General features: G+C 63.2%; 15 protein-coding genes, 2 tRNA genes and 2 pseudogenes. 2 read left to right on the forward strand and 17 right to left on the reverse strand.

Translation table 11 applies throughout. From position 1 onward, the window contains the following. Position 1 precedes the first annotated feature (1 nt). From NYQ83_RS04230 to NYQ83_RS04265, 9 genes and pseudogenes are all read right to left on the reverse strand, one after another. Positions 2-766 (reverse strand): hypothetical protein, encoded by a 765-nt coding sequence (locus tag NYQ83_RS04230; protein ID WP_261212755.1) that lies wholly within the window; start codon positions 764-766, stop codon positions 2-4. Between the two features lie 27 nt (positions 767-793). After that, positions 794-961: pseudogene (locus NYQ83_RS17820) on the reverse strand (DUF6538 domain-containing protein); the annotation flags it as partial. A gap of 78 nt (positions 962-1039) precedes the next feature. Further along, positions 1040-1131: transfer RNA gene (locus NYQ83_RS04235), tRNA-Ser, on the reverse strand. Positions 1132-1446: 315 nt separating this feature from the next. After that, entirely contained in the window at positions 1447-2148 is a 702-nt protein-coding gene (locus NYQ83_RS04240; protein WP_128293135.1) for a glutathione binding-like protein, read from the reverse strand. 98 nt (positions 2149-2246) lie between these two features. Next, positions 2247-3542: an RsmB/NOP family class I SAM-dependent RNA methyltransferase gene (locus NYQ83_RS04245; protein ID WP_261212758.1), complete on the reverse strand. Its 1296-nt coding sequence runs from the start codon at positions 3540-3542 to the stop codon at positions 2247-2249. Positions 3543-3650: 108 nt separating this feature from the next. After that, complete coding sequence (gene guaB, locus NYQ83_RS04250) at positions 3651-5153, reverse strand: IMP dehydrogenase (RefSeq protein ID WP_261212759.1); 1503 nt, start codon at positions 5151-5153, stop codon at positions 3651-3653. Between the two features lie 347 nt (positions 5154-5500). Then, the gene (locus NYQ83_RS04255) at positions 5501-6121 is read right to left on the reverse strand and encodes a YceI family protein (protein ID WP_234627440.1); all 621 of its coding nucleotides are present in this window, start codon (positions 6119-6121) and stop codon (positions 5501-5503) included. 143 nt (positions 6122-6264) lie between these two features. Then, positions 6265-6930: an RlmE family RNA methyltransferase gene (locus NYQ83_RS04260; RefSeq protein WP_234627439.1), complete on the reverse strand. Its 666-nt coding sequence runs from the start codon at positions 6928-6930 to the stop codon at positions 6265-6267. A 106-nt stretch (positions 6931-7036) separates the two neighbouring features. Then, entirely contained in the window at positions 7037-8353 is a 1317-nt protein-coding gene (locus tag NYQ83_RS04265; protein ID WP_261212762.1) for a Ppx/GppA phosphatase family protein, read from the reverse strand. Positions 8354-8694: 341 nt separating this feature from the next. Between NYQ83_RS04265 and NYQ83_RS04270 the strand changes: the two genes are divergently transcribed. Continuing rightward, a tRNA-Gln gene (locus NYQ83_RS04270) sits at positions 8695-8768 on the forward strand. Positions 8769-8816: 48 nt separating this feature from the next. On the opposite strand, the pseudogene NYQ83_RS04275 reads toward NYQ83_RS04270, so the two are convergent. The 6 genes and pseudogenes from NYQ83_RS04275 to NYQ83_RS04300 form a co-directional block, all read right to left on the reverse strand. Next, positions 8817-9045: pseudogene (locus NYQ83_RS04275) on the reverse strand (type VI secretion system tip protein VgrG); the annotation flags it as partial. Positions 9046-9164: 119 nt separating this feature from the next. After that, a complete protein-coding gene (locus tag NYQ83_RS04280) occupies positions 9165-10553 on the reverse strand; it encodes an McrC family protein (protein ID WP_261212763.1) in 1389 nt (462 codons plus the stop codon). Next, positions 10550-12484, reverse strand: coding sequence for an AAA family ATPase (locus NYQ83_RS04285; RefSeq protein WP_261212765.1), 1935 nt, complete (start codon positions 12482-12484; stop codon positions 10550-10552). The genes NYQ83_RS04280 and NYQ83_RS04285 overlap by 4 nt, the downstream gene beginning before the upstream one ends. A 137-nt stretch (positions 12485-12621) precedes the next feature. After that, positions 12622-13410: a hypothetical protein gene (locus tag NYQ83_RS04290; protein WP_261212767.1), complete on the reverse strand. Its 789-nt coding sequence runs from the start codon at positions 13408-13410 to the stop codon at positions 12622-12624. 432 nt (positions 13411-13842) lie between these two features. Next, the gene (locus NYQ83_RS04295) at positions 13843-16944 is read right to left on the reverse strand and encodes an efflux RND transporter permease subunit (RefSeq protein ID WP_261212768.1); all 3102 of its coding nucleotides are present in this window, start codon (positions 16942-16944) and stop codon (positions 13843-13845) included. Next, positions 16941-18194 carry an efflux RND transporter periplasmic adaptor subunit gene (locus NYQ83_RS04300; RefSeq protein WP_261212769.1) on the reverse strand — a complete coding sequence of 418 codons (1254 nt, stop codon included), beginning with the start codon at positions 18192-18194 and terminating at the stop codon, positions 16941-16943. Before NYQ83_RS04300 ends, NYQ83_RS04295 begins: the two co-directional genes overlap by 4 nt. 140 nt (positions 18195-18334) lie before the next feature. Here NYQ83_RS04300 and NYQ83_RS04305 point away from each other — a divergent pair, with 140 nt between their 5' ends. Then, positions 18335-19072, forward strand: coding sequence for a TetR/AcrR family transcriptional regulator (locus NYQ83_RS04305; RefSeq protein ID WP_261212771.1), 738 nt, complete (start codon positions 18335-18337; stop codon positions 19070-19072). Between the two features lie 257 nt (positions 19073-19329). On the opposite strand, the gene NYQ83_RS04310 is transcribed toward NYQ83_RS04305, so the two are convergent. Then, the gene (locus tag NYQ83_RS04310; RefSeq protein WP_261212773.1) at positions 19330-20685 is read right to left on the reverse strand and encodes a virulence factor family protein; all 1356 of its coding nucleotides are present in this window, start codon (positions 20683-20685) and stop codon (positions 19330-19332) included. After that, positions 20682-23300, reverse strand: coding sequence for a bifunctional lysylphosphatidylglycerol flippase/synthetase MprF (gene mprF / locus NYQ83_RS04315; protein WP_261212775.1), 2619 nt, complete (start codon positions 23298-23300; stop codon positions 20682-20684). The genes NYQ83_RS04310 and mprF overlap by 4 nt, the downstream gene beginning before the upstream one ends. Positions 23301-23494 lie beyond the last annotated feature (194 nt).

A 23494-nucleotide genomic window follows, 5' to 3' on the forward strand; every position in this document is an offset into this window, starting at 1 on the left:
TTTATCGAGGCGGTTGCCTCCGTAGGCACATAGATCCTGCCGTGCTCAAAAGGGTTGCGGCAATCGTGCTTGACGCAAAGCTCTGCGAAGGCGGTTCGGACGATGCCGATATAAAATTGTCCTTGATCGTCTTGCGGCCGAAGCAGGGAAGCAGATGGGGTCCCTCCTCCAGGAGCTTGAGATGCTTCTCGGCCGCCTCTTTCAGGCTCAGATCCTTGAAGAGCTCCTTCTTCATCCAATTCGTCGGCAGGTTCGCGAGCATGTCGGAACCCTGGAGATCGGAGAAGGCGTAGTCATCGAGCGGCTTGTCGCCCGCAAAGGCAATGAAGTCGGCGAGACGGTTGCGGATGGAGCGTGCGAATTTGTCGTCGCTGCCGCGCCTCAGCTTCGCGGCGACGTAGTCCTCGATGCATTCGCTCAAGCGAGGCGCCTTCTTCTCCTCGCTCTTTCCGAGCCCTGCCTTCTTGAGCAACGCAACGAGTTGCTCGAGCTGACCAGTAGCTCCTTCGCCACCGGCGCCGACTCCACCGTCCTCGGCAAGTTCGGCGACCTTTTCCGTGGCGCTGCGGAGCACATGCGCGTCACCGGCGCGCTCGTCTTTGTAGCGTTGCTCGATGGCGCGGAGCTGTTCGGCATGGAAACGCCTTTGCTCATCCGCCAGCTCCACCCATTGCTTTCGGTCTTCTGCACGCGCTTCGCGAAGCTCTTCGATGTTCGCTTTCAAGATCCTGATCAGCTCATCGCGTGGATCTTCGTGCTCGTCCATTCTGCCGCCCCTGGCTTTCAAAGCGAGAAATGCGGATTCCGCCCTTCCAGCGAGTAAACGGGCCCGGCTTCGGGCCTCGCGTGTTGTCGCAGTGCCGATCAAAATGCGGATGGGGGTGGCGCCGAGAACCGGTTCCAGATCACGCGGCAAGCGAATCTGGAACCTCCAGACGGCGCCGCGGCGGGCGAGATGCATCCTTCGCTCCTGGGTACATTGGTGGGTACCAAAAACCCGAATCCGCGAAATTCTGCACTTTTATCAATGGCTTAGGGATGGCGGAGAGGAAGGGATTCGAACCCTCGAGACGGGATAAACCGTCTACTCCCTTAGCAGGGGAGCGCCTTCGACCACTCGGCCACCTCTCCACCTCCCGAAATGGCCGGTTTCGCGGCCCGCGTCAACCGGGTCTCTTACGGGAAAGGCTTTTGGTTCTGTTTGCGCCTGCATGGTTGCGCCCACGCTGCCGTCGACGAGACCCGTCGGCCGCTCGCGAAACGCCCATTCCGGCCGCGCCGGCATAGGCACAAGCTTCCCAATGCCTGAAAGTGCCGATGAGGTCGGGCCGATTGCAGGCCATAGACGCCGCCACGAGATTGTGGCGCGGCGGCTTTCGGGGTTAATGGCGGATGGTGAGCAAGAGGTTCAGATGGCCTCCCACTGCAAAAGAGCCGCTTGTAGGCCTATCGCCGCGTGCGCTGACCGAAGAGCACCGCCTGCGCGTCCTTGTCGCTGGACAGATCCATCTGCTTGTCCAGGCCGACCGCGAAGGCCTGTTCGAAGGCAGGACGGGCGAGCAGCATCTGGCGCCAACGCGCGACATTGGGGAAATCCGCCAGATCAACGCCCTGCTTTTCGGGAGAACGCGCCCAGGGCAGGATCGCCATATCGGCGATCGTCAGCTCTTCGCCAGTGACGAAGCTGCGCTCCTCCAGCCGGCGGTCGAGAACGCCGTAAAGCCGATCGGTTTCATCCTCGTAGCGCTTGATGGCGTAAGGGATCTTCTCCGGCGCGTAATTGCGGAAATGGTGATTCTGGCCGAGCATCGGGCCGAAGCCCGCCATCTGCCACATCAGCCAGCTTTCCACCTCCACACGCTGTCTCTCGTCTGTCGGATAGAAGCGGCCGAATTTCCGGCCGAGATACATCAGGATCGCGCCCGATTCGAACATCGAGATCGGCTCGCCGCCCGGCCCGTCATGGTCGATCAGCGCCGGCATTCGGTTGTTGGGAGAAATCTTCAAAAAGTCCGGCTGAAACTGCTCGCCCTTGCCGATATCGACAAAGTTGACGCCATAGGGGACGCCGACTTCCTCCAAGAACAGGGTTACCTTGAAGCCGTTGGGCGTCGGCCAGAAATAGAGCTGAAGCGCGGGCTCTGCCATGAAACACTCCTTTGCATTCGTGCCCATAGCTAGTCGCGCCCAGGCCCTCGACAAGCGCTGTATGACGACCGCAAAGGGCCGCCGTGCAAAGCCTCAGCCTAAGATTGCCGCGCCATCGCCGCGACAAAAAAACCGTCGGTTGCCGTCGAGGCCGGGGTGAGAACGAGGCCTGCGGGCGTCGCCCAGCGCGGCGCTGGCCTCGCCGTCACCTTGTCCCAGGCCGGGGCGAGGTCGAGCGTCAGAAACTCCGGCTGTGCCCCGGTGAAGGCGGTGATGCGCTCGCCATTTTCGGCAGGAAACAGCGAACAGGTGACGTAGACGAGAACGCCACCGGGCCGCACGAAGCGGGACGCCTCGTGAAGGATCTTTTCCTGCTCTTCGGCGCGCGCCTGCAGCGCGTCTTCTTTCATGCGCCATTTGGCGTCGGGCCTGCGCCGCCAGGTCCCGGAGCCGGAACACGGCGCATCGACGAGGACGACATCCATCCGTCCTGCAAGATCGTCGAGCGCGCCCTCGCCCGGTTGCCGCACCTGCACATTGCGTGCACCCGCGCGTTTCAGCCGTTCGAAGATCGGCGCCAGGCGGTGGCGGTCCGCATCATGAGCGTAGATTTGCCCGCGATTGGCGAGCGCCGCCGACAGAGCGAGCGTCTTGCCGCCGCCGCCGGCACAGAAATCGAGGATCTGCCCACCGCTGTCATCGAGGCTTGAGGCGGCGAGGAGCGCCGCAAGCTGGCTTGCCTCGTCCTGGATCTCAATGCGGCCGCGCTGATAGGCCTCGTCGGCCTGAACGTTCGGATGCCGGCGTGCGCCTTCGCGCGGCGGCACACGCAGCCCCACGGGCGACAGGTGCGTCTTCTCCACGCCGAAACGCGCAAGCTGCCCCTCCACCTTGCCGCGCTCCGCCTTCAACGTGTTGACCCTGAGGTCGAGCGGCGGCCGTTCGCCAAGCGCGGCGCCCTCCTCGACCCAGGCAGACCCGAAGACCCTTTCAAGCTCTTTTGCGGCAAAGTCCGGAATATCCGCGCGGGCGGCCTCCGGCATGCCTTCCTCAGATGTTGCTTGAAGCCTCTCAAGCTCCGATTCCGTCAGTTTCTCAGGGGCATGGTGGTCTTCGCTGAAAAGTTGATTCAAACCGCCTACAGACTCGCCCCAGTGGAACACCACCGCTCCGAGCGCCAAAGCGCGCGGCGTCTCCTCCCCCATCCGCCAGGCGATGGAGGCGCGTCGGCGCAGCGCGTCATAGACGAGATCGCCGATCGCCGCGCGATCGCCGGACCCCGCAAAACGATGCGACAGGCCCCAATCCTTGAGCGCCTCCGCCACGGGCCGATGGCGTTCCTCCACATCCGTCAAAACCGCGATGGCCGCATCGATCCGCCCGGGAAGGCGCATGGCTTCTGCCTCTTTGAAAAAATCGGCCGGACGGTGGAAGCCGCCCGGCACGATACGTGGTTGCGCTACCGTCGGCTGGCAGCGCTTTTGAAACGACGTCGAAGCGGCCTACGAGCGGCCCGGATAGTTCGGGCTCTCGCGGGTCAGCTGCACGTCGTGCACATGGCTTTCCTGCAAGCCCGCGCCGGAAATCCGCAGGAACTGCGCCTTGTTGCGGAATTCTTCCAGGTTCTGTGCGCCCACATAGCCCATGGCGGCGCGAAGTCCGCCGGCGAGCTGGTGGAGAACGCCACCGACCGGCCCCTTATAGGGCACCTGGCCTTCGACGCCTTCCGGGACGAGCTTCAGAGAATCGCGCACCTCCGCCTGGAAATAGCGATCGGCGGACCCCCGAGCCATGGCGCCAACGGAGCCCATGCCCCGATAGGCTTTGTAGGAGCGGCCCTGGTAGAGATAGACGTCGCCCGGGCTTTCGTCCGTGCCGGCGAGAAGCGAGCCCACCATGGCGACAGACGCGCCGGCGGCAAGCGCTTTCGCCAGATCGCCCGAGAATTTGATGCCGCCATCCGCGATCACCGGAATGTCGGCTTTCGAGGCTTCCTCCACCGTCTCCAGAATGGCGGTGAGCTGCGGCACGCCGACGCCGGCCACGACCCGTGTCGTGCAGATCGAGCCCGGCCCGATGCCGACCTTGATGCAATCGGCACCGGCATCGATGAGCGCCTTGGCGCCTTCGGCCGTCGCCACATTGCCAGCGACGATCTGCGTTTCGTTGGAGAGTTTTTTGATCTTCGTCACGCTTTCGAGAACGCGTGAGGAATGGCCGTGGGCGGTGTCGACCACGATGACGTCGCAGCCGGCATCGATGAGGCGCTCGGAGCGCTCAAGCCCGGCATCGCCGACATTGGTGGCGGCGGCGGCCCGCAGACGGCCCTGCGAATCCTTGGCGGAATCTGGATGCAGACGCGCCTTCTCGATGTCCTTGACCGTGATGAGACCGATGCAATTGTGCGCCTCGTCGACGACGAGCAGCTTTTCGATGCGGTGCTGGTGCAGAAGCCGCTTGGCCTCTTCCTGGCTGACATTGTCCCGCACCGTCACGAGATCTTCCCGCGTCATCAGCTCATAGACGCGCTGGTCCGGATCGGAGGCAAAGCGCACGTCGCGATGCGTGAGGATGCCGACGAGGCGGCCGGTCACCGTGCCTCCGGTGCCGGCATTCTGCACCACCGGAATGCCGGAAATATCGTTCGCCTTCATCAGGGCCTGCGCGTCGGCAAGCGTCGCGTCCGGGCCGATGACGACGGGGTTCACCACCATGCCCGATTCGAATTTCTTGACCTGCCGCACCTGCTCGGCCTGGATTTCCGGATCGAGATTGCGGTGGATGACGCCGAGGCCACCGGCCTGCGCCATGGCGATGGCAAGCTTCGCCTCCGTCACGGTATCCATGGCCGAGGAAATGATCGGCAGCTTCAGGGAAATCGTGCGCGTCAGACGGGTTGAAAGGTCGGTCTCGCCCGGCAGCACCTGGCTGTGGGCGGGACGCAGAAGCACGTCGTCGAAGGTAAGAGCTTCGCGACCGGTCGAGACATCAATGATTTGTGGCATGCCACCTCCGAGAGGGATCGCAACGGTGCGACTGGGCGTAAGTGAGGTTGGCGCGGGTCATTAACACGCAGGTGACGGCTTGCAAATGCCCTCAAGAGTCCTTTCCCCTTTTGCACGGCTGCCCTGCAGAGAGAAAAGAAGCCGGCGAGGTTCCCTCCCGCTCACTCGGCACGGAGGTCAGCACGCGGGATGGGATCCCCGCCCGGCTTGATCTTTGCGCAAGATTTTGTGCGAGCGCACAGGCGATCCGTCCCAGATCCCCTTGACCGCCACAGCCTTCACGCTGGGCAGCCTTGGCGCCGGGCGGAAGAGCGGTCCGAAAAACGCACCACTCTTCCGACGCAAGCTCAGGGCGCCATGAAGGCCGCGTTGATTTCGAGATGCACCTCGTCCGATACGGCGGGCACGTATGCGTCAAGGCCGAAGTCGCTTCGCTTGATCGTCGCGGTGCCGTAGAATCCGACATTCAGCTTGTCATCCATCGGATTGGTGCCCGCGCCAACGAACTTTGCGTAAATCGTCACCGGCTTCGTCTGATCCTTGATCGTCAAATCGCCGACGATCGTCGCCGTATTCCCGTCGGCGGGCGTGACGGATGTCGAAACGAAGTGGGCGGTGGGATATTCAGCCGCGTTGAAGAAGCTCTCCGACTGAAGATGCCCGGCGAAATCGGCGAAGGTCACGCGGACATCCTCGATCGGGAAGGTCACATCGACCTTCGCAGCGGAGAGTTTGTCCGGATCGATGGTGAGCGATCCCTCCGATGCGCCGAACAGGCCGTCCAGCATCGTGACACCGAGATGGTTCACGGCCCACGAGACCTGCGTATGGGCCGGATCGACCTGATACGTGCCGGCTTCGATACGGGCGGGTTCCGCCTGTCCGGGTTGCTCGGCGGTCGTGGGAATCGTCTGTGCGAAAGCGGTGCCGGCAGCGAGAGCGAACGCGGCAGCAAGGATGATGCGCATGAAATACCTTTTTCGAAGTTGACGGGGGGAGGCCTCAGGCCCGCTGCGAATATGGCATGCGAGCCATCGACCGGAAAGGTCTGCACCCACCTCCCCGCCAGCCAAAGTCACGGCGACTGCGCACCGGCGCTGAGGTTCCCCCGCTATGCCTCGTCCGGCTGCCCGCGAAATCCCGTCGCCAGAAGATAGGTTTCGGGGCTGTCGGAGCGGCTCGCCGGCGGCTTCACATGGACGACCTTGGCATAGCTTTTCTTGAGCTCGGCCAGAAGCGTATGTTCGGTGCCGCCGCGAAAGACTTTCGCCAGGAACGCGCCGCCCGGCGCCAGAACCTCGTCGGCGAAGGCGGCAGCCGTCTCCACAAGCGCCACGATGCGCAAATGGTCGGTCGGCTTGTGGCCCGTCGTCGGCGCGGCCATATCGGACAGGACGAGATCGGCCTTATGCCCGCCCAGCGCCGCCTTGAGCGCATCCGGCGCGTCATCGTCGAGGAAATCCTTCTGCAGGAAGGCGACGCCCGCAAGCGCGTCCATCTCCAGATAATCGATCGCCACGACGCGGGGCGCCTCGTCTGACGACTGCACCCGCTTTGCCGCCACCTGCGACCAGCCACCCGGTGCCGCACCGAGATCGACGACCCGCAGCCCCGGCTTCAGGAGCCCGTATTTCTCGTCGATCTCCAGAAGCTTGTAGGCCGCGCGCGAGCGCATGCCTTCCGCTTTCGAGCGGGTGACATAAGGATCGTTGATCTGGCGCTCCAGCCAGCGGCGCGACGAGGGTTTGCGCTTCTTGTGGCTTGTCAGCCGCGCCATTCGGGCGTCTCCTTACCGTCTTCCATAAGGCCCGCAGCACGCGTGTGCAGCACGCCGCGCCCGAGCCGCCTGCGCGGGCGGCCTATGTGCAAAAGCGCTGGCCGTGTCATGCATCGTCTCCGGAGATGTCGGGCCGGCCGCGCCTTTTTCCCTTCGCCTCGCAAGCCCTCGCCTCGCCACCTCTCCCTTCACCACCTTTCATGTCACCGCGGCGGTGTTGGTCGTGGCGTGGCTGATCCGGACGCGGCTTCAGATGTCCGTCGGCACGCATCAATTGAATGAGGATCCCTTCGCGCAGACCGCGATCGGCGACGCGCAGGCGCTCGCACGACCATTCGGAGCGGATCGCCTCGAAGATGGCGCAACCGGCCAGCACCAGATCCGCACGCTCGCGACCGATGCAGGGATTGGCGATGCGGGCCGCGTAATCCATGGCACGCAGCCGCGTCATCATCGCTTCTATGTCGGCCGCTTCCATCCACAGACCATCGACGGAGCGCCGGTCATAGCGCGGCAGATCGAGATAGACGCCGGCCAGCGTCGTCACCGTTCCGGATGTGCCGAGGAGGTGAAAGCGGCGCTCACGCAAGGCGCTCTGCAGGGCGGACCGGGCGCGGAAGCGGAAAAATTCCTTGCGCACATCGTCCACCATCGCCTGGAAGACGGCAGGCGTTACGTCGACGCCACCATAGCGCTCGGCGAGCGTCACCACGCCAACGGGTAGAGACGCCCAGGCGCGCACGAGACCGCGGCGGCGCCCGCGCCGTCGGTCGAGCCAGACGATTTCGGAAGAGCCGCCACCGATATCGAAAAGGACGGCCCCCTCTGTCGCGGGATCCAAAAGCGGGGCACAGCCGGCCGCCGCGAGATGGGCTTCCGTGCGCCGGTCGATCATCTCGAGCCGGAGACCGACCTCGCTTTGCACCCTTTCCAGAAAATCACGGCCGTTCGTCGCCTGACGGCAGGCTTCGGTGGCGATGAGGCGGGTTCGTGCGATCGGCCGTGTCTCGAGCTTCTGCCGGCAGACCTTCAGCGCCTCCACGGCGCGCGATTGTGCCTCCTCGGAAAGGCAGCCGTTCTGGCCGACTCCCTCCCCGAGCCGGACGATGCGCGAAAACGAATCGACGACGCGAAAATGCTCGCCCCGCGGCTCGGCAATCAAAAGTCGGCAATTGTTCGTCCCGAGATCGAGCGCGGCATAGTAAGGCCCCCGCTCGAAACTGCCATGGCGACCGCGCCATCTCGTGCCCGATCGACGGGAGCCGCTCTTGTGTTCGGCACCTTCGCGCTCCATCCGCCGATGGGAGGGCTGCGCAGCGCCTGCAGCGTCAACCGCCGCCTCGCGCAAGGATGCTGCGCGCGCCAGCGGCTCCGTCGGACCGGGCCGGAATGCGGGTCGCACCGCATTCGTGCCCTTGGTCATATGCTCTCCTCGCGCGGTCTCCTGGTTGAGACCACGCTTTCGTTGAGGAGAGAGTAACAGCGTCGCCGGCAAAGGGAAACGGTCAAGGCCGCACAGCGTGTGGGGCGGCGAAAATCTTTGACCTTCGATGGCCTCTTCGCGGGCGCTTTTTCCGGTTCCCCGGATCTTGCGAACGGGTGGCACTCTCCACGTTTGGAGCCAGCCGAACGACGTTCGCCAGGGTCGGCGCGACATTCTGGGTGCCCTGAAGCCTGTGCATGGCTTGTCGCGCCCGCAGAAAATCGCTGCAATGGCCTTGCCAAGCGCGAAAGCGGAATTTAGGTAGACGCCGTTCGGCCCGTTGGGGAATAGTTTAACGGTAGAACAGCGGACTCTGACTCCGTCGGTCCTGGTTCGAATCCAGGTTCCCCAGCCAATCACCCCTCAGTGATTGATATTCTTGCGCACTTAGGAGCCGCAAGGCCGAGACGCGCACCCAGCAGGTGTCCGAGCCGCCTTCTTCGCCCGCCGGTCCCAGGGGAACCAGGGTTTCACCCGGCCGTGCTGATCGCAGTGGATCTCCTCGCTCTCGGCCCCGCAACGATGCCCACCTGCGGGCCCTCAATGCGCGGGCGCTTCGTCGCGCGGTGCGGCGTCAGCGGTATGCGCGACGGTATCGCCTCGAATTCGTTGCGGTATTCCGGATCGTCCTCCGCCGTCTCCCTAGAGCACGAAGATCCATGGAAATAGGTCGGGTCATGTGATGCTGGTCTCCCCCCGGCCAGCATTTCGAAGCACAAACCGCTAAGAACGATAATCCCTCCAGATTCCTTCAAACGGCGAAATGCTCTAGCTGTCGGCCCGCAGACGAGGTCACCGATCGGGCCGGCAAATCGTCCTCCCCTCCAGTTTCCGTTTCTTCTTGGGCGGCGACACCCAGACATTCGGTCAGCAGCTCTCGAAGAGCCCTCATGTGATCTGACCTTGAGCCTGCAAGATCCATTGTCGCTATGAAAAAGGTTTCTTCCGCGTGCCGCGAAGCGATCGAAAATCGCTGGAGGATCGCATCGGGGGGAAGGCCGCCATGGTGCGGATAAAGGAGCATGACGTGCGGGCAGTCATAGAGCCTCCCGTACGCCATCCCCTGATAAACATCTGCCTGGCTAACGCCCTGCTTGGGATCATCGACACGCGACGTTATGCGTTTCCATTTGGTATCGATGATCAGAACGATCCGGTTGCCTCGCCGAATGATCAGGTCCGGACGTGTACGGAAGCTTCCGGTCTCACCTTCGTAGAGACTATCCCGGTGCCCTCCTTGCGAGGAAACGCGAAAGCCCGTCCCAGCGAGCGCCCGTGACAGGATCCTCTCAACATACTTCTCGAAGAGCACATTCATCTCGAAGAGCAACGCATACCCGTCGATCGTTCCGGCACTCGTCTGCTGGTACCGGTCAGAGAGGAAAAGACGGGCTAGTGCAAGAAGATCTTTCCAGCGTCGGTTCGTACGATCAAGGACAATCTGATCCCAGCGAAGCGCACGCGGCGGAACTTCGGCAACGTCGGCATACACGCAGCTCAACCCGCGCAGCACACGCTGGTTGTCCGACGTGGCGGCCAGGCACGACAGTTTGCTAACCGCTGCACGCATGGCCTGATTCAGCGCAATGTCTGCCGAGAGGGCGTCAAAGCGGCACGCGAGCTTCTGTGGCGAGACAGCGAGCGCGGAGAATTGCCGAGTTACGTCGAGGCGTCCCCTCAAGGCAGGCAGATCGTCTTCATGCTGAAGGTAGTGGCGCGGCATCCCCTGATGGACCGCGTCTGTGAGCTTCGTACAGAAGAGACGGATCAGGAGTTCGAGCATAGTCTCGCGCTGACAGCCGAGCCGCGTCATTGTCCCGGCTTCGATTGGCAGATCGTAGGTCGCCGCCAGCATGTGGATGAGGCGAACCCGAAGGGTCACGTCGGAGACTGCGGTCTCTCCTCCTCCCTCGATCTTAGGAAGGATCTCCAGCTGACAGTCTGGGGCGGCGATGACGCCGACGACACCCCGTGCGCGCAGCCCTTTGCGTCCGTGTTCCAGCACGCCCTCGCCACCGCGGCCGGAAAAGACCGAGGCCCGCGCGACAGCTGCGAGACGGTCTGCCTGCGTCTCCGGGATTTCGGCATCGTCAGACCCGTAGGCGATGCGCTCCCATTCGCGGACGGTGCGGCGGATCATCTCTCGACCAACTTCCCATAGTCGAAGCCCTCGGCCTCTGGACGCACCTCCCAGCGGAACCGGGAAAGCGCCTCGCCATCATCGAGGCCCGGGGGTGCTTTCAGGATTGCACGCTTGAGAAAACCCCCTTTAATCGGACCCTCTCCGGGCTCCAGATCGCCGAGCACTGCCGCGATTTTGGCCCAGTCCTCGAAGAAGTATTCCGCCAGGAGCGGAATGACTTTGTGGCGCATGACTTCATCGACATCGGCCCGCGACCCGCATGCCATGAAGTAGGCGTGACCAATCTGATGTTCCCGGTCGTAAAGATACTCTATCCGCTCATTGATGGTGGACAGAAGTCGCGGCAGATCGATCCCGCACTTCGAGGCGACGTTTTCGAGGAGGGATGCATCCGGCATCATCTCAAAGAAGCTGAAGCGGCGCCTCAGCGCGGTGTCGAGAAGCGCGATGGAACGGTCGGCTGTGTTCATCGTACCAAGTATGTGGAGGTTGGACGGTACCCCGAACTCGTCTCCCGAATAGGGTAGTCGAACGCGCAGCGCATTTGGCTGACTCAGCCGCTTGTCGATTTCGAGGATGGTGATCAGTTCGCCGAAGACCTTGGAGATGTTGGCCCGGTTGATCTCGTCGATGATCAGAACGAAGGAGGCGGGCTCCGTGACACCATCGGTATTTTGGCTGTTCATATATCGTTCGAGTGCGGGGATGTTGAGGCTGTCCTTATTCAGTTGGTAGATGGCGGCCTGAGTAAAATCCTTCTGGTAGATTTCGCTTACAGGCATTCCGTCTGCGTCGTTCCAAAGCCATCTCGCTGCACGCCTGTGGGCGTATATTCCTTCATGCCGCGCATGGTATTCATATTCGCCGACAATCTCCCCGATCGCTCGAAAGCGCTTGTTCCCCTTCGAAATGATCACGATGTCGCCGATCTTGAGGCGATTGCGGAAGATGTCGGTCTGCAGGACCTGCCCGGACTGAGCCGTGATCGGACCGGGAATTCTCCCCTCATTCTGACAGGTCTTCAGAACTTCAGCGATGTCAGCGTACTTCCCGTCGCTCCAGTTCAAATCCTCCCAATTCAGGAGCACACACTTTTCCTGGATCGCTTCATCGAAAAACCGGCTATCTTCCTCGGCGCTCGCCCGACCGACAGACATCTTGAAGACTTGGCGCCCGCTGATCTTGATAGTGTCACTCCGAGCGGACGCCGCTCCGCTGGTCTCGGCGCGTTTCGCGATCCGTCTGAATATCCCTTGGACCGTCTCCAGCCGGAATCCAGTGGATTCCGGCTCCCGGTCCCCTTCCGATCCGGTCATGGGTCGCAGGCCTTCGACGAAATCCTCATAGCTCATTGACTGGTGGAAAGTGACGAACTCGATGCGCCCTGCACTCAGCAGGCTCTGGTAGGCCGCCATGAGTTCAGCGCGATTTTCCGGGACCGGTTCGCCACACAGCCGCACTGCCTCGGTCGCGGTGGTAAAGGTTTTCCCCGTGCCGGGCGGGCCATAGAGGATCAGGTTGACAGGCGTTATCGACATTGCCCTCTCCATACCTGCACGACCGTTGGCGCTATCTGCCCCCACCTGAATTCTGACGGTCCTATCGCTAGCAATCCAAAGAAAACCTTGGATATCCAGCCAGTCCTGTGGTTCCCACCGCCACTCGTCGCGCATGATTTCGAAGAGTTCTGTGAAGCCTTCAGCAAGGCGGCGGTAGTCCCTTGCCATGTCTGATTGAGCTTCGACGAAGAGTTTTTCTCCACTCAGTGCTTCCCACACCTCGTTGATCCGGGTGATTTTTAGAGGGGCCATCGCGCTCGGTCGCACCATCGCCAACGTCGAAGACAAGACGTTGATCTTTTCCCCGTAAGTCAGGGACGTCGCGCCGCGTTCTCGGAGGGCATTGAGAGCGTCATAGGCCTCCGCCAAAGCGATCCCCGTCCCTTCGCTGGACCGCAGCAGCCGACCGATGATGATGTGAAACTCAGGTAGTAGATCCGCCCCGTTCTTGGCGATCGCGTCCTCGGTCTGCCACCTGACCAGAGGGCCGTCCTTCGCGGCCGTCTTCAGGACGTCAAAGACGTGCTTGCCGGGATCTCATCTGTCGGATCCTCCGCAATGACCGATCGAGCCCGATCGATCGCGGCGACTTTGTAAGCTTTCTCGCCTTTAGCCCAGCCGCTGCCCGGTTCCAGGAAACTCTGAAAGTCCGGACAAAGAGCTAGAAACCTCGCGCGGAGCCTTTCAAGCGCCTGTCTGTTGAAACAGTACCTTTGAAGATCGAAGCGGAATACCGTAGCTGAACTTTGATCTGGTCCGACCGGCTCGGGCTCGGGTGTCTGCGCCATGTTTTGGAACGTCTTCCCCCTGAGGGCCTGACAGATATTCGGCCACCCCAAATTCAGACCTAGAGCCTCGTCGACGTCGCGAACCAGCACCTCGACATAAGCGCGCCCCTCCTCCCGCGCGGGCTCAATGTAGCGCTCCAAGACATACTGCCTTATCCGATCAGCATCCTTCGCGGTTCCGGGCGGATCGCCTGCCAAAAAGCGCCCGTATTGGCCTAACCAGCTGCCCCAATTGGAGAGCCTGTTGTGGGGGTGGTCGGAGTCCGGCATCAAAATCCGGTAATCCTTACCACCAGCGCGCGCATCCTTTCGCATGTGCCGCAGACGCTCGCGAAGCGCCTCGAACCTGTCGGCTTTCCAAGCTTCGTCGAGATCCCGGTATGGCATGCCGAGCGCAAAAAGGTTGCGCTCTATGGTTCGGATCGCATACGCGCGCGAATTCCTTCCTGCATCCGTTTGAGCACCACCCCGTTCGAGCCAGATTCTGTAATCGCCTTCATTTTTCATGGCTCAATCATTCTCGTTTAAATACGGCACCTATGGACGGCCGAACAATACAAGCTTGAAAGGCGGATACTACTTGTAAATCTGCGGCAATAAGTCGTCGATTGCAGGCCTTACGTTGACTCTTCTCCATTGTGCGGCGCGAAATTGCGCACGCGGTGTCGGGCTTGCGTGCGCCGCTTTTGCCCGCGATACGGCAAGAGTAGCTTTCTAGGCAGAGCGACGCGCCGGAGTTCCTTCTCAACGGATGGATGACCCTGCCCTGCAGATAGATCGGCCCAGAGAGCCGAGCTCGCCCCGACCATCGTCGCATGAAGAAACGGACCTCCCCGAAACGACCGGGAAACAGTCTCCGCCATGCGTCCACGGCCGGCGTTCTGCAGGCTCCGAGCACACCTTCAGAGCGGCCAATGCTCGCGCCGTTGGCGCGATGGTTTATCGACCCGCGGCGGCGACGACGGCTTCATGAGATAGAGGCGCGGCATTGGCAAAGCGCCGACGCAGCCACGAGGAGAGATCGTCGACGAAGGAGTAGATCACCGGAATGACGATCAGGCTGAGGGCGGTCGAGACGAGAAGTCCGCCGATGACGACGAGCCCCATCGGCCGGCGAAAGCTCGGATCGCCCCCCGATAGACCCAGCACGACCGGGCACATGCCGCCGATCATCGCGATTGTCGTCATGACCACGGGGCGCGCCCGCTTGTGACAGGCGTCGAGCAGGGCTTCGCCCCTCTGCCAGCCTTTCTGCTGGGCGGCCGCTGCGTATTCGACGATCAGGATCGAGTTCTTGGTGACGATCCCGATCAGCATCAAAAGGCCGATGGCCGTCGCCATCGAGAAGCTGGTGCCAGTCAGAACAAGCGGCAGGAGCGCACCGCCGAGCGATAGCGGGATCGCCATCAGGATCGTGAACGGCTGCAGGAAATCGTGGAAGAGCAGCGCGAGCACAGAATAGATGCACACCAGGCCGATCACTAGCGCGACCAGGAAGCCGGCGAACATGGAATCCATGCGCTCAACCTCGCCTTCATCGATCATCTTGACGCCCGCCGGCAGGGATTGGATGGCCGGCAGCGCCTGAACCTCCTCCATCACGGCACCGATGCTCCTGCCGTTCAGCTCGACGCTGACCGTGACGTTTCGCTCGCGGTCGATGCGCGAGATGCTGGTCGGACCCGTACCGAGCCTGACGTCGGCGACGGACCCGAGCGTCACGCTTCCGCCATTGCCGTCGACGCGCAACTGGCGAATGTCCTCGAGATTGCTGTCCGGATCGGTGTCGAGTTTCAGCCGGATGGGAAGCTGACGTTCCGGCAGATTGAGCTTGGGCTGAGAGAAAGCGTAGTCGCCATAGGTGGCGATGCGCACGACGTCGGCGACGGCCTCGGGCGTGACACCAACGGCGCTGGCATGGGCGCTGTCGGGAACGATCTGCACCTCCGGCGCCTCAAGGGCAGCGGTCGAGGTGACTGCGCCAAGTCCGGGCAGACCGCGCATCTGGTCTTCCAGTTCCTTCGTCGCCTGGAGCAGTGCCGCGTCGTCGTTGCTGGCGAGCACGATACCGAGGGTGCTGCCGTCGCCGCCCGCGCCCACCTGAACCCGGGCGCCCGGCAGACGGTCCAGCGCGGCGCGGATGTCGTCCTCGATCTGCGTCTGCGACCGATCGCGGTCGTCGATCGGCGTCAGGTCGACCGTGAGCACGGCTCCGGTCACGTCCGCGGTGATGGCGAGCTCGGGGCCGGCGCCGCTGCCGCCGGAGGCGCCCACCACGGCAAAGACTGACCGAACCTGTCCGACCTTGGCGATGGCGGCCGCCGCCTGTCGCACGACCGCATCCGTCTCCTCCAGGCTGCTGCCCGGCTGGACGTTGAGGGTCACCGTCGTCTGGGCGATGTCGGCCGGCGGCACGAAGGCCGTCTCCAGGAGCGGAACCAGCGACAGCGACCCGGCGATGAAAAGGATGACCGCCAGGATTGTTAGCTTGCGCCAGGCCAGGCACGAGCGGGCCAGACCCATGTAAGAGCGCATCAGCCAGCCATCCGCGTGCGCACTCGTCGTGCCAGGGGACTTAAGAAGGGACGCGGCCATCATCGGCGTGAGAAGCCGCGCCGCCAGCAACGAGGCGAGCACCGCCGCCGCCGCCGTGATGCCGAACTGCCGGAAGACGAGACCAGGGATGTCCCCCATGAACGCCGTCGGCAGGAAGACGGCGACCAGGGTCAGGGTCGTGGCGATGACGGCCACGCCGATCTCCTGCGTCGCCTCAATGGTCGCCGCGCGCGGCGTGCCGCCATAGGAGATATGGCGCTCGATGTTCTCGACCTCGACGATCGCGTCGTCCACCAGGATCCCCACAACCAGCGACAGGGCAAGCAGCGAGACGACGTTCAGCGTGAAGCCGAACCATTCCATGATCATGAAGGTCGGGATCATGGCCAGCGGCAGCGCGGCGGCCGAGACAACGGTCGCGCGCCAGCTCCTCAAGAACAGCCACACGATGACGATGGCGATCAGGATGCCCTCGGCGAGCATATGCATCGAGGCCTCGTAGTCATCGCTCGTCGCTTGGACCGTGTTGGACGCCTCGACGATCGAAACTCCCGGGTGGGTGGCCGCGAAGTCGGCGATCACCGAGCGGATCCCATTGGCGACGGCGACATCCGAATAGCCGTTCGATCTCTTGATCTGGACCCCGATGACGCGCTCGCCGTTGAGATAGGCGAGCGAGGTCCGGTCGGCGTGCGCATCCGAGATCGTCGCGATCTGGTCGAGCCGGACCGAGGCTCCGCGGGCGGCGGGCACGGAAACCGAGGACAGACGGTCGATCGTGTCGGCGGCGCCGAGAACCCGGATCGACTGGCGCGAGGACGTGGTCTGGACACGGCCGCCGGACTGGTCGAGCTGGACCGAGCGCAGAAGGCCCGCGACGTCCGCCACTGACAGTTCGAGAGCGGCGAGTTTGCCAGGATCGACCTCGACGACGATCTCGCGATCGATGCCGCCGACGCGCGTGACATCGCCGACCCCCTCGACCGACCGCAGCGCCTCGGTCATATCGTTGTCGACGAACCAGGATAGCTCGGCCTCGTCCAGCTTTCCGGATGTCACGGCATAGGTGATCAGCACCGAGTTCTGGATCGACAGCTTGGTGACGCTGGGCGCGCTCATTTCCGATGGCAGATCCGCACGCACGCTGTCGACGGCATTGCGGACCTCGTTGAGGGCTTCGTTGGGGTCCTTGGCGATCTCGAACTCGGCCGTGATGCCGACGGAGCCATCGTTCACCGTCGTCGTGATGTGATTGAGCCGGCTCAGAGATGCGACGCTATCCTCGATTTTGCGCGCCACCTCCGTTTCGAGCTGCGCGGGTGCGGCGCCTTCGAGATTGGCGGAGATCTGGATGAGGGGCAGGTCGAGATCGGGGAAGGACTGAACGCCCAGCTTTGAGAAGGAGAACAGTCCGCCGATCAGGAGCAGGACGAAGAGAAGGACGACGGGAACGGGATTGCGGACAGCCCAGGCGGAGATGTTCATTTCCGCGTCTCGTTCTCGGCAACCACCGTGACGGGAGCACCGTCGAACAGGAAGCCGCCGCCGTTCTCGACCAGTCGCGCGTGCTCATCGAGCCCCGAAACCACTTCGACGCGGCCATCGCGGCGGCGGCCGATCGTCACCTGGCGCCGCTCGACGATGTTCCCGGTGAGGCGATAGACGTAGCTGGCCCCGCCCTCCATGGTCACCGCCGTCGACGGCAGGGTCGTCACCGCCTGACTGTCGATGTCGATCGAGCCGCTGGCAAATGCGCCGGGGGAAAGATCGCAGCCCGTCGGCAAGTCGACGTAGATCATCACGCGTCCGGTGGCGCGGTCTGCCGTCGGAGCCATGGTTCTCACCGACCCCGTACACAGCGCGTGTCTCTGATCGAAGATCTGCGCCTGCTGGCCCTTCACGATGTGCCTCAGATCCTTGGCTGCGACCTCGGCCTGCCATTCGGTCCGGTTCTGGCGAATGACGCGGAAGAGTTCGGTACCGGCCGTCGGCACGGCGCCGAGCGTGGCGGATTTTTGCGAGACGACGCCATCGTCGATCGCGCGAATAGTCGTCTGCCGGAGTTTGAGCCTTGTACCGTCCAGGATCGCCTTCTGGGCTTTCAGATTAGCCGAGGCCACCTTTTCGGCGCTCAGCGCATCTTCAACGTCCTTCTGCGACATCGTCCCCTTGGCGTTCTCCGACAGCCGCCGGGCGCGGTCGGCGTCGGTCGTCGCCTTTTCGACGTTCGCCTCGGCGCTTGCGACGACGGCAACCTGGCGGCGCAGGTCGGCTTCCACGGCGTCGTGCGACAGACGTGCGAGGACTTGGCCCTTCTTCACCACATCACCCACGTCGACGAGAATTTGCTCGATCCGAAGCTCGCCGATCTCGGTGGAAATCGACGCCTCATCCCAGGCAGCAATCCAGCCGCTGGCGGCGATGGTGGAGGTCCAGCGCTCCTGCCGCGGTTCGATCGCCTGGACGGCCAGGACCGGCTTCGAAACCGCCGGACCGTCCTCGGCGGCGACGTTGGCGGGAGCGAACGGCACTCCCGCCAGGCAGAGCGTCGCAAGGAACAGAGATCGTCTTTGGCTCATCGGAGCCTCCTTCCGCGGATCATCCGCAGGATAGCGCTGCTCGGCAGGGGCCGCTGTCGGCATCAGCCCGACGAGGCTGAGGCAGACGAAGACGGCGGCTGCGACGAGGGCGAGATTGACGAGCATCGCGCGACCCTGACCGACGAGGGAGGCCACGCGGCGCGACCTGGTTGGAACCCTCTAAGGACCTTTCACGTCCCTACTCGGCAATCTCGATACGGTGTTTAATATCAATACGCTGTATATCACCGATTTGGTGTAGTCAATGCGGTCTCGATGCGCGACAACGAGATGCCATGAGTAACCAGAAAGAATCAGGCGCCCCGGATCCATTTTTGGTTTGGGAGAGGCCGGAACCCAAGAAGCGGCCGGCACCGGCCCCGCTCAGCCGGGATCGTATCGTACGCGCGGCGATCACACTGGCGGATGCGGAAGGCCTTGCTGCCGTCTCGCTGCGCAAGGTTGCAGCGCTGCTCGGTTCCAGTCCGATGCGGCTTTACGGGTATATCGACACCAAAGAGGAGCTGCTCGATCTGATGCTGGACGCCGCCTACGGCGAGATGATCGCGGAAGGTCCGTTCCAGGGAGCCTGGCAGGATTGCCTGCGAACGATGGCGCAGCGCACGCGCGAAGCCGTCCACCGGCACGCCTGGCTGACCGAGCTTCTAAGCGGACGTCCGCTCCAGGGCCCGAATGCCATGACCTATAGCGAGGCGGCACTCGCCGCGCTCAGTGACCAGCCTGGGTTCGAGGACATTGCCGTCACGCTCCAGACGTTGAAGACCGTCACTGCCTATGTCGTGGGCGCCCTGCAGGACGAGGCCAGCGAACACCATGCCGTCCAGGTGAGCGGCATGACAAAGGAAGAATGGCAGCTTGCCACCTATCCCTATCTTGAGCGCATGCTGGCCACCGGCCGCTTTCCGAACATCGCCCGGATCGTGAAGGAGGTCGAGCACCCCTCCCCCGCGGAGGAGTTCGAGCGCGGGCTCCAGATCATTCTCGATGGCGTCGCCGCGCGGATGAACTCCTGAGGCACGCGGGACCATTCTGGCTCCGCGTGACCAGGCTTCCGGGTTTCTGCGCTATGTTGGGGATGGTCGCGATCGACGAAATATCCGCCACGACGTGACGAGCGCGCCAAAGCCATCAATCGGATTTCGGCCATTCTGTGCCGAGGATAGGAGAACGTCGCCTCATCCGCATCGGAGATTGTTTGCCTCAGAGAGGCAGAGCGGGAGGAGAAAACGGCATCTTCCAGGCCCTCGGCGTGGGATCTGGGGCGTGTCGGCTACTTGTCCTTGAGCCGCGACTTCAGTCCAGAAAGAATTGTCGCGGCGAGCGCATCGTAGTCGCCGTCGAAATGGTGTCCGCCCGTCGTCTCGATGATGTCGATGTGTGAATCCGCAAGTGCCGGGCAGACGGTGGCGCGGCTGTCATCGGCGCCATAGACACATTGAAGCTTTGCGGGGTCGATCCGCTCGATCTGCGGCAAAGTCGGATGCGCAGAGGAGGAGGCTACGCCGAGCCATCCCGAAACCGAGATTTCGAAATCTGCGGACGGCGCGACACCGAGAAGCGATATCTGCGCGACCTTGGCCTGGTGCGGCGCATCGAGAGCGTTGTAGACTTCCGGCATCATATCGGCTCCGAAGGAATAGCCGACGAGCGCGACGTGGCCGACCCCCCATTTCGCGGTGTAGGCGTCGATCAGGCCCGCAAGGTCATGCGCGACCTCCTCGGGCGTTTTCTCCGACCAGAAATAGCGCAGAGAATCGACCCCGACTGTCGGCAACCCTTTCGTCTGGAAGATGCCGGCGATCGTTTTGTCGAGATCCCGCCAGCCACCATCGCCGGAATAGACGATGGCCATCGCATCGACGGTGGGGGCGGCCGGAAGCTCGACGATCGGCATGTCGGGAGCACCCTCCTGCGGCTCGGCCACGCTATCAAGAAGCTCGTCCAGCTTCTCTTCGAACGCAACCTCCGCCCCCTCTCCATCGGTGACCGAAACTGCGAAATGCGCAGCGACGAGGTCCGCGATATGCGCTCTCGCCTCCTGCGTTGCGGATGAGGAGAAATAGACATCGACCGGATCGGGCAGAGGCCCCGGAGACAGGCCATAGACGGTCTCGCCGGCCACGGTCTCGCGCGGCGCGCCGGAGCAGAGCGGCTTTTTCAAAGAGATTCCGGGCGTCGGATCGAGCGCGAGCGTATGACCCACCGTCGCCTCAGGCGTCTGGGCCGCGATCGCGACCGCCAGGCCGCCGCCGGCGCCCTCTCCGGCGATGATCGGCGTGTGATAGTCCGATGTGCCTGCCTGTCTCTGCAGCGTGTGGCTCAAGGCCTCGATATCGGAAACGAGATAGGCGCAGTCGCCGTCTTCCGCCTCGAGAGCCGCAAGATAATGCGGCAGATCAACGCCGACGACGATCGCGCGATGATCGGCGAGCGAGAGAGCCCTCGCATCGTCGGCTTCGCTCCAGCCGTCGCGGTCGGAGATGAGGAAGACGATCCCGCTCACGGGCGCCCCGCGATTGAGGATCCGGGCGATTGCCGGTTGCCCGGAATCGAGGATGGCAGCCGACGCGTCAAAACTCGCCGACCCGCAGAGCACGGCCAGAACCGCGCAAAACAGATGCTTCATTTGGAAACCACCCCGCGCAAACCGCCGCCGATGAGGACCGTGACGTCGGTCAGTGCGATCAGAGGATTGATGCCGCCGGACACGGCCATGTATCTCGGCTCCCAGTGCGGGTCGAACTTGTCCTTGAAGCCGTGCAGCCCCTTGAAATGATAGAACCGCTCACCGTGCTCGAAGACCGCCCGTCCGACCCGGTTCCAGAGCGTCGCAGCGCTTCCTGAGCGAAACCCGGAGAGCGGTGCCATGCCGAGATCGAACCATTCATATCCCTCCTCCTTGAAGAGAAGGATGAGCTTCAAGAACAGGAAATCCATCGTCCCGTTGGGCGCATCCGGTGCGACGCGCATGAGATCGATCGATGCCTCAAACCGCACCTGCGTGGTGAGAAGCGTCGCAAACGCGATGATCCGCCCCTGATACCGGAGGCATGCCACCGGTTGCGCGGCGACATAGGCCTCATCGAAAGCCCCAAGTGAAAACGCCTTTTCACGGACGTTGTGATACGACAGCCAGACGTCTGAAACCGCCTTGAGTTCGCCGAGGATTTCCGGAACGCGCTCAGGCGGATAGACCTCGAACTCAAAGCCCGCCCGCTCCCCCTTGCGCAACGCATTGCGAAAGTTCGAGCGTCGCCCTCCTTGAAGATCGAAATCGGCAAGCTTCACCTTTGCACTCTCGCCGAGCTTGAAAGCCGCAAGTCCCGCATCCGCGTAAAGGCTCAGGTCGCGCGGACCGACTTCGTAGAACACGGCGCGCCCGCCATGCTGCCGCGCGGTCTCGACGAACTTCCAGACGAGGCCCGGCCAGGACGCTCTCGCGCCGACGGGGTCGAAAAGCGCGACCCACGAGCGTCCCTGGCGCGCGAACATGATGAAGGCGTCTCCGTCTTCGGAAAACATCAGGCTCTTGTCGCCCATGCGCACCAGATTGGCATCCGGGCGATCCTGTTGCACGGCGATCGCAACGGCGTGTTCCAGCTGCTCGGCGGTCGCCTTTTCGCGAATGCCGGGCCATGGCCTGACGAGAGACCATACGGCAAGTGTCGCGAGTGCGAGCACGATGCCGACGAGCGCGCGAAGGCTGCGCGGCGCATCTGCCGTCACTTCGAACTGCCACCAGAGCTCGTGCGTGTAGGCCACTTCCTTGTAGGCGAACATCATCACGGCGAAGGAGGAAACGAGGATCGTTGCCACGGCCACCAGCCAGCGCAGACTGAAGGTCTCATGCATCAGCGAGGACGGACGCGAAAACTCGGCTCGGGCCGTGAGGAGAGCGACGAGGAGCAGAGACAGAACGACGGTCTCGCCGACGGCAAGAGCCTTCAGGGGCGCGAATGCCAAAGCGAGAAGAGTCGCGACCACGCTCACCCACCAGGCACCGTCGAGCCGGAAAACCAGCCCCCGAGCGGTGATCAGCAAAAGGGTGCCGAGAATGCTCGAGAGGAAATGCGCGCCTTCGATGATGGGGAGCGGAACGAAGGCATTCAGAAGCCCGAGACGTTGCGGAGCGGCAGGCGTCAGGCCGGACAGAACGAGCATGCCACCCGACAGAAAGCTGAGGGCGCCGAGAACGGGCGGGATGAGTTGGGCAGCGCCCGCCAAAGTCGCGCCCGCGACGGCCCGCCGCGCCTCCAGGCCGATGATCGTCAGAGCCGCAGCGGCAAGAGGCAGCGCGTAATAGATCAGGCGGTAGAGAACCAGGGCGGCGAGCACCCGGTCGACGGGCAAGGTGGCCGAGAGAGCGGCGATCATCACCGTCTCGAAGACGCCGATGCCGGCCGGCACGTGGCTGAGCACGCCGAGGGCGACGGCGATGGCGTAGACCGGGACGAAGCCTGCAAAGCCGATCGAATCTTGCGGAAGCAGCACCCACAGAACGGCGGCGGATGCGCTGATATCGAGGAGCGTTATGGCAAGCTGGCGCAGGATCAAGCCGGCGCGGGGCAGCACCACGCGCAGCGAACCAAATTGTAATGTCGGCGCTCGCCGCAGGGAAACGATGACGGGCGAGAATGCGAGAAGCAGCAATCCGCCTCCCGCAAGATGAAGGACTGAAACCGGCACCCGGAGAGCCGCAGCAACGGGGCCGCCCGCGAAGATGAGGCCGAGACCGGCCGTTGCCACGAGACCAAGACCGAAGCCCGCCGTGATGAACGCCACGACGCGCGCGATCTCCTCCGGCTTCAGGCCGAGCGGGGTGTAGAAGCGGTAGCGCACCGCGCCGCCGGAGAGCGGCCCGAAACCCGCCGTATTGCCGACGGCATAGGCGCAGAAGGACGCAAGGGCCACGCGAGGATAAGGCAGACGTCTGCCGGCATAATCCAGCCCCGAGACATCATAGAAGCTCAACGCCAGGAAGCTCAGTGCCGTCAGGGCGCCCGCCGCACCGAGCCGCCACCAGGACACCTCGGAGAGAGCCTCGACGACTGCAGAATACGTCACATCCTGGGCGAGACGGCTGACGGCGAGAGCCATGAAGGCGAGCAGCACCACAAGCAGGATGGGTGCCAGAAAGCGACGCCAACGCCGGCGCGGTTCTCTCTGTCCCTCCAAGCCATGCGGGTCAGAGCTGTCGCCACCGTCAGGCGCCGCAACCCGGCGAGATCCCGCAGCCTCCATCCCCATCAGCCTCCGACCCCACAGGACGTGCCAGCGGGGTATTGCCCGCGATCCAAGATGGTGGCTTTCGCTATATCTCTCATTTGCCTCTGCCGCGTCTACCGGAACCGGAGGGAGGACTCATATTCGGAAGAAACGCCCGCCTTGCCGATCCGCGCGGCATGGCGGCTGAAGCTTCGCGCGGAGGAAAGGCA

Source organism: Afifella sp. JA880, from assembly GCF_025379905.1.
In the GTDB taxonomy this organism is placed as follows: domain Bacteria; phylum Pseudomonadota; class Alphaproteobacteria; order Rhizobiales; family Afifellaceae; genus Afifella; species Afifella aestuarii.

Coding starts and splice junctions, on each gene's coding strand:
- NYQ83_RS04240 (WP_128293135.1), bottom strand. CDS start 2,148: ATGGCAGAGCCCGCGCTTCAGCTCTATTTCTGGCCGACGCCCAACGGC.
- NYQ83_RS04265 (WP_261212762.1), bottom strand. CDS start 8,353: ATGACCAAGGGCACGAATGCGGTGCGACCCGCATTCCGGCCCGGTCCG.
- mprF (WP_261212775.1), bottom strand. CDS start 23,300: ATGGAGGCTGCGGGATCTCGCCGGGTTGCGGCGCCTGACGGTGGCGAC.
- NYQ83_RS04305 (WP_261212771.1), top strand. CDS start 18,335: ATGAGTAACCAGAAAGAATCAGGCGCCCCGGATCCATTTTTGGTTTGG.
- NYQ83_RS04295 (WP_261212768.1), bottom strand. CDS start 16,944: ATGAACATCTCCGCCTGGGCTGTCCGCAATCCCGTTCCCGTCGTCCTT.
- NYQ83_RS04230 (WP_261212755.1), bottom strand. CDS start 766: ATGGACGAGCACGAAGATCCACGCGATGAGCTGATCAGGATCTTGAAA.
- NYQ83_RS04290 (WP_261212767.1), bottom strand. CDS start 13,410: ATGAAAAATGAAGGCGATTACAGAATCTGGCTCGAACGGGGTGGTGCT.
- NYQ83_RS04310 (WP_261212773.1), bottom strand. CDS start 20,685: ATGAAGCATCTGTTTTGCGCGGTTCTGGCCGTGCTCTGCGGGTCGGCG.
- NYQ83_RS04245 (WP_261212758.1), bottom strand. CDS start 3,542: ATGCGCCTTCCCGGGCGGATCGATGCGGCCATCGCGGTTTTGACGGAT.
- NYQ83_RS04280 (WP_261212763.1), bottom strand. CDS start 10,553: ATGATCCGCCGCACCGTCCGCGAATGGGAGCGCATCGCCTACGGGTCT.
- guaB (WP_261212759.1), bottom strand. CDS start 5,153: ATGCCACAAATCATTGATGTCTCGACCGGTCGCGAAGCTCTTACCTTC.
- NYQ83_RS04260 (WP_234627439.1), bottom strand. CDS start 6,930: ATGGCGCGGCTGACAAGCCACAAGAAGCGCAAACCCTCGTCGCGCCGC.
- NYQ83_RS04255 (WP_234627440.1), bottom strand. CDS start 6,121: ATGCGCATCATCCTTGCTGCCGCGTTCGCTCTCGCTGCCGGCACCGCT.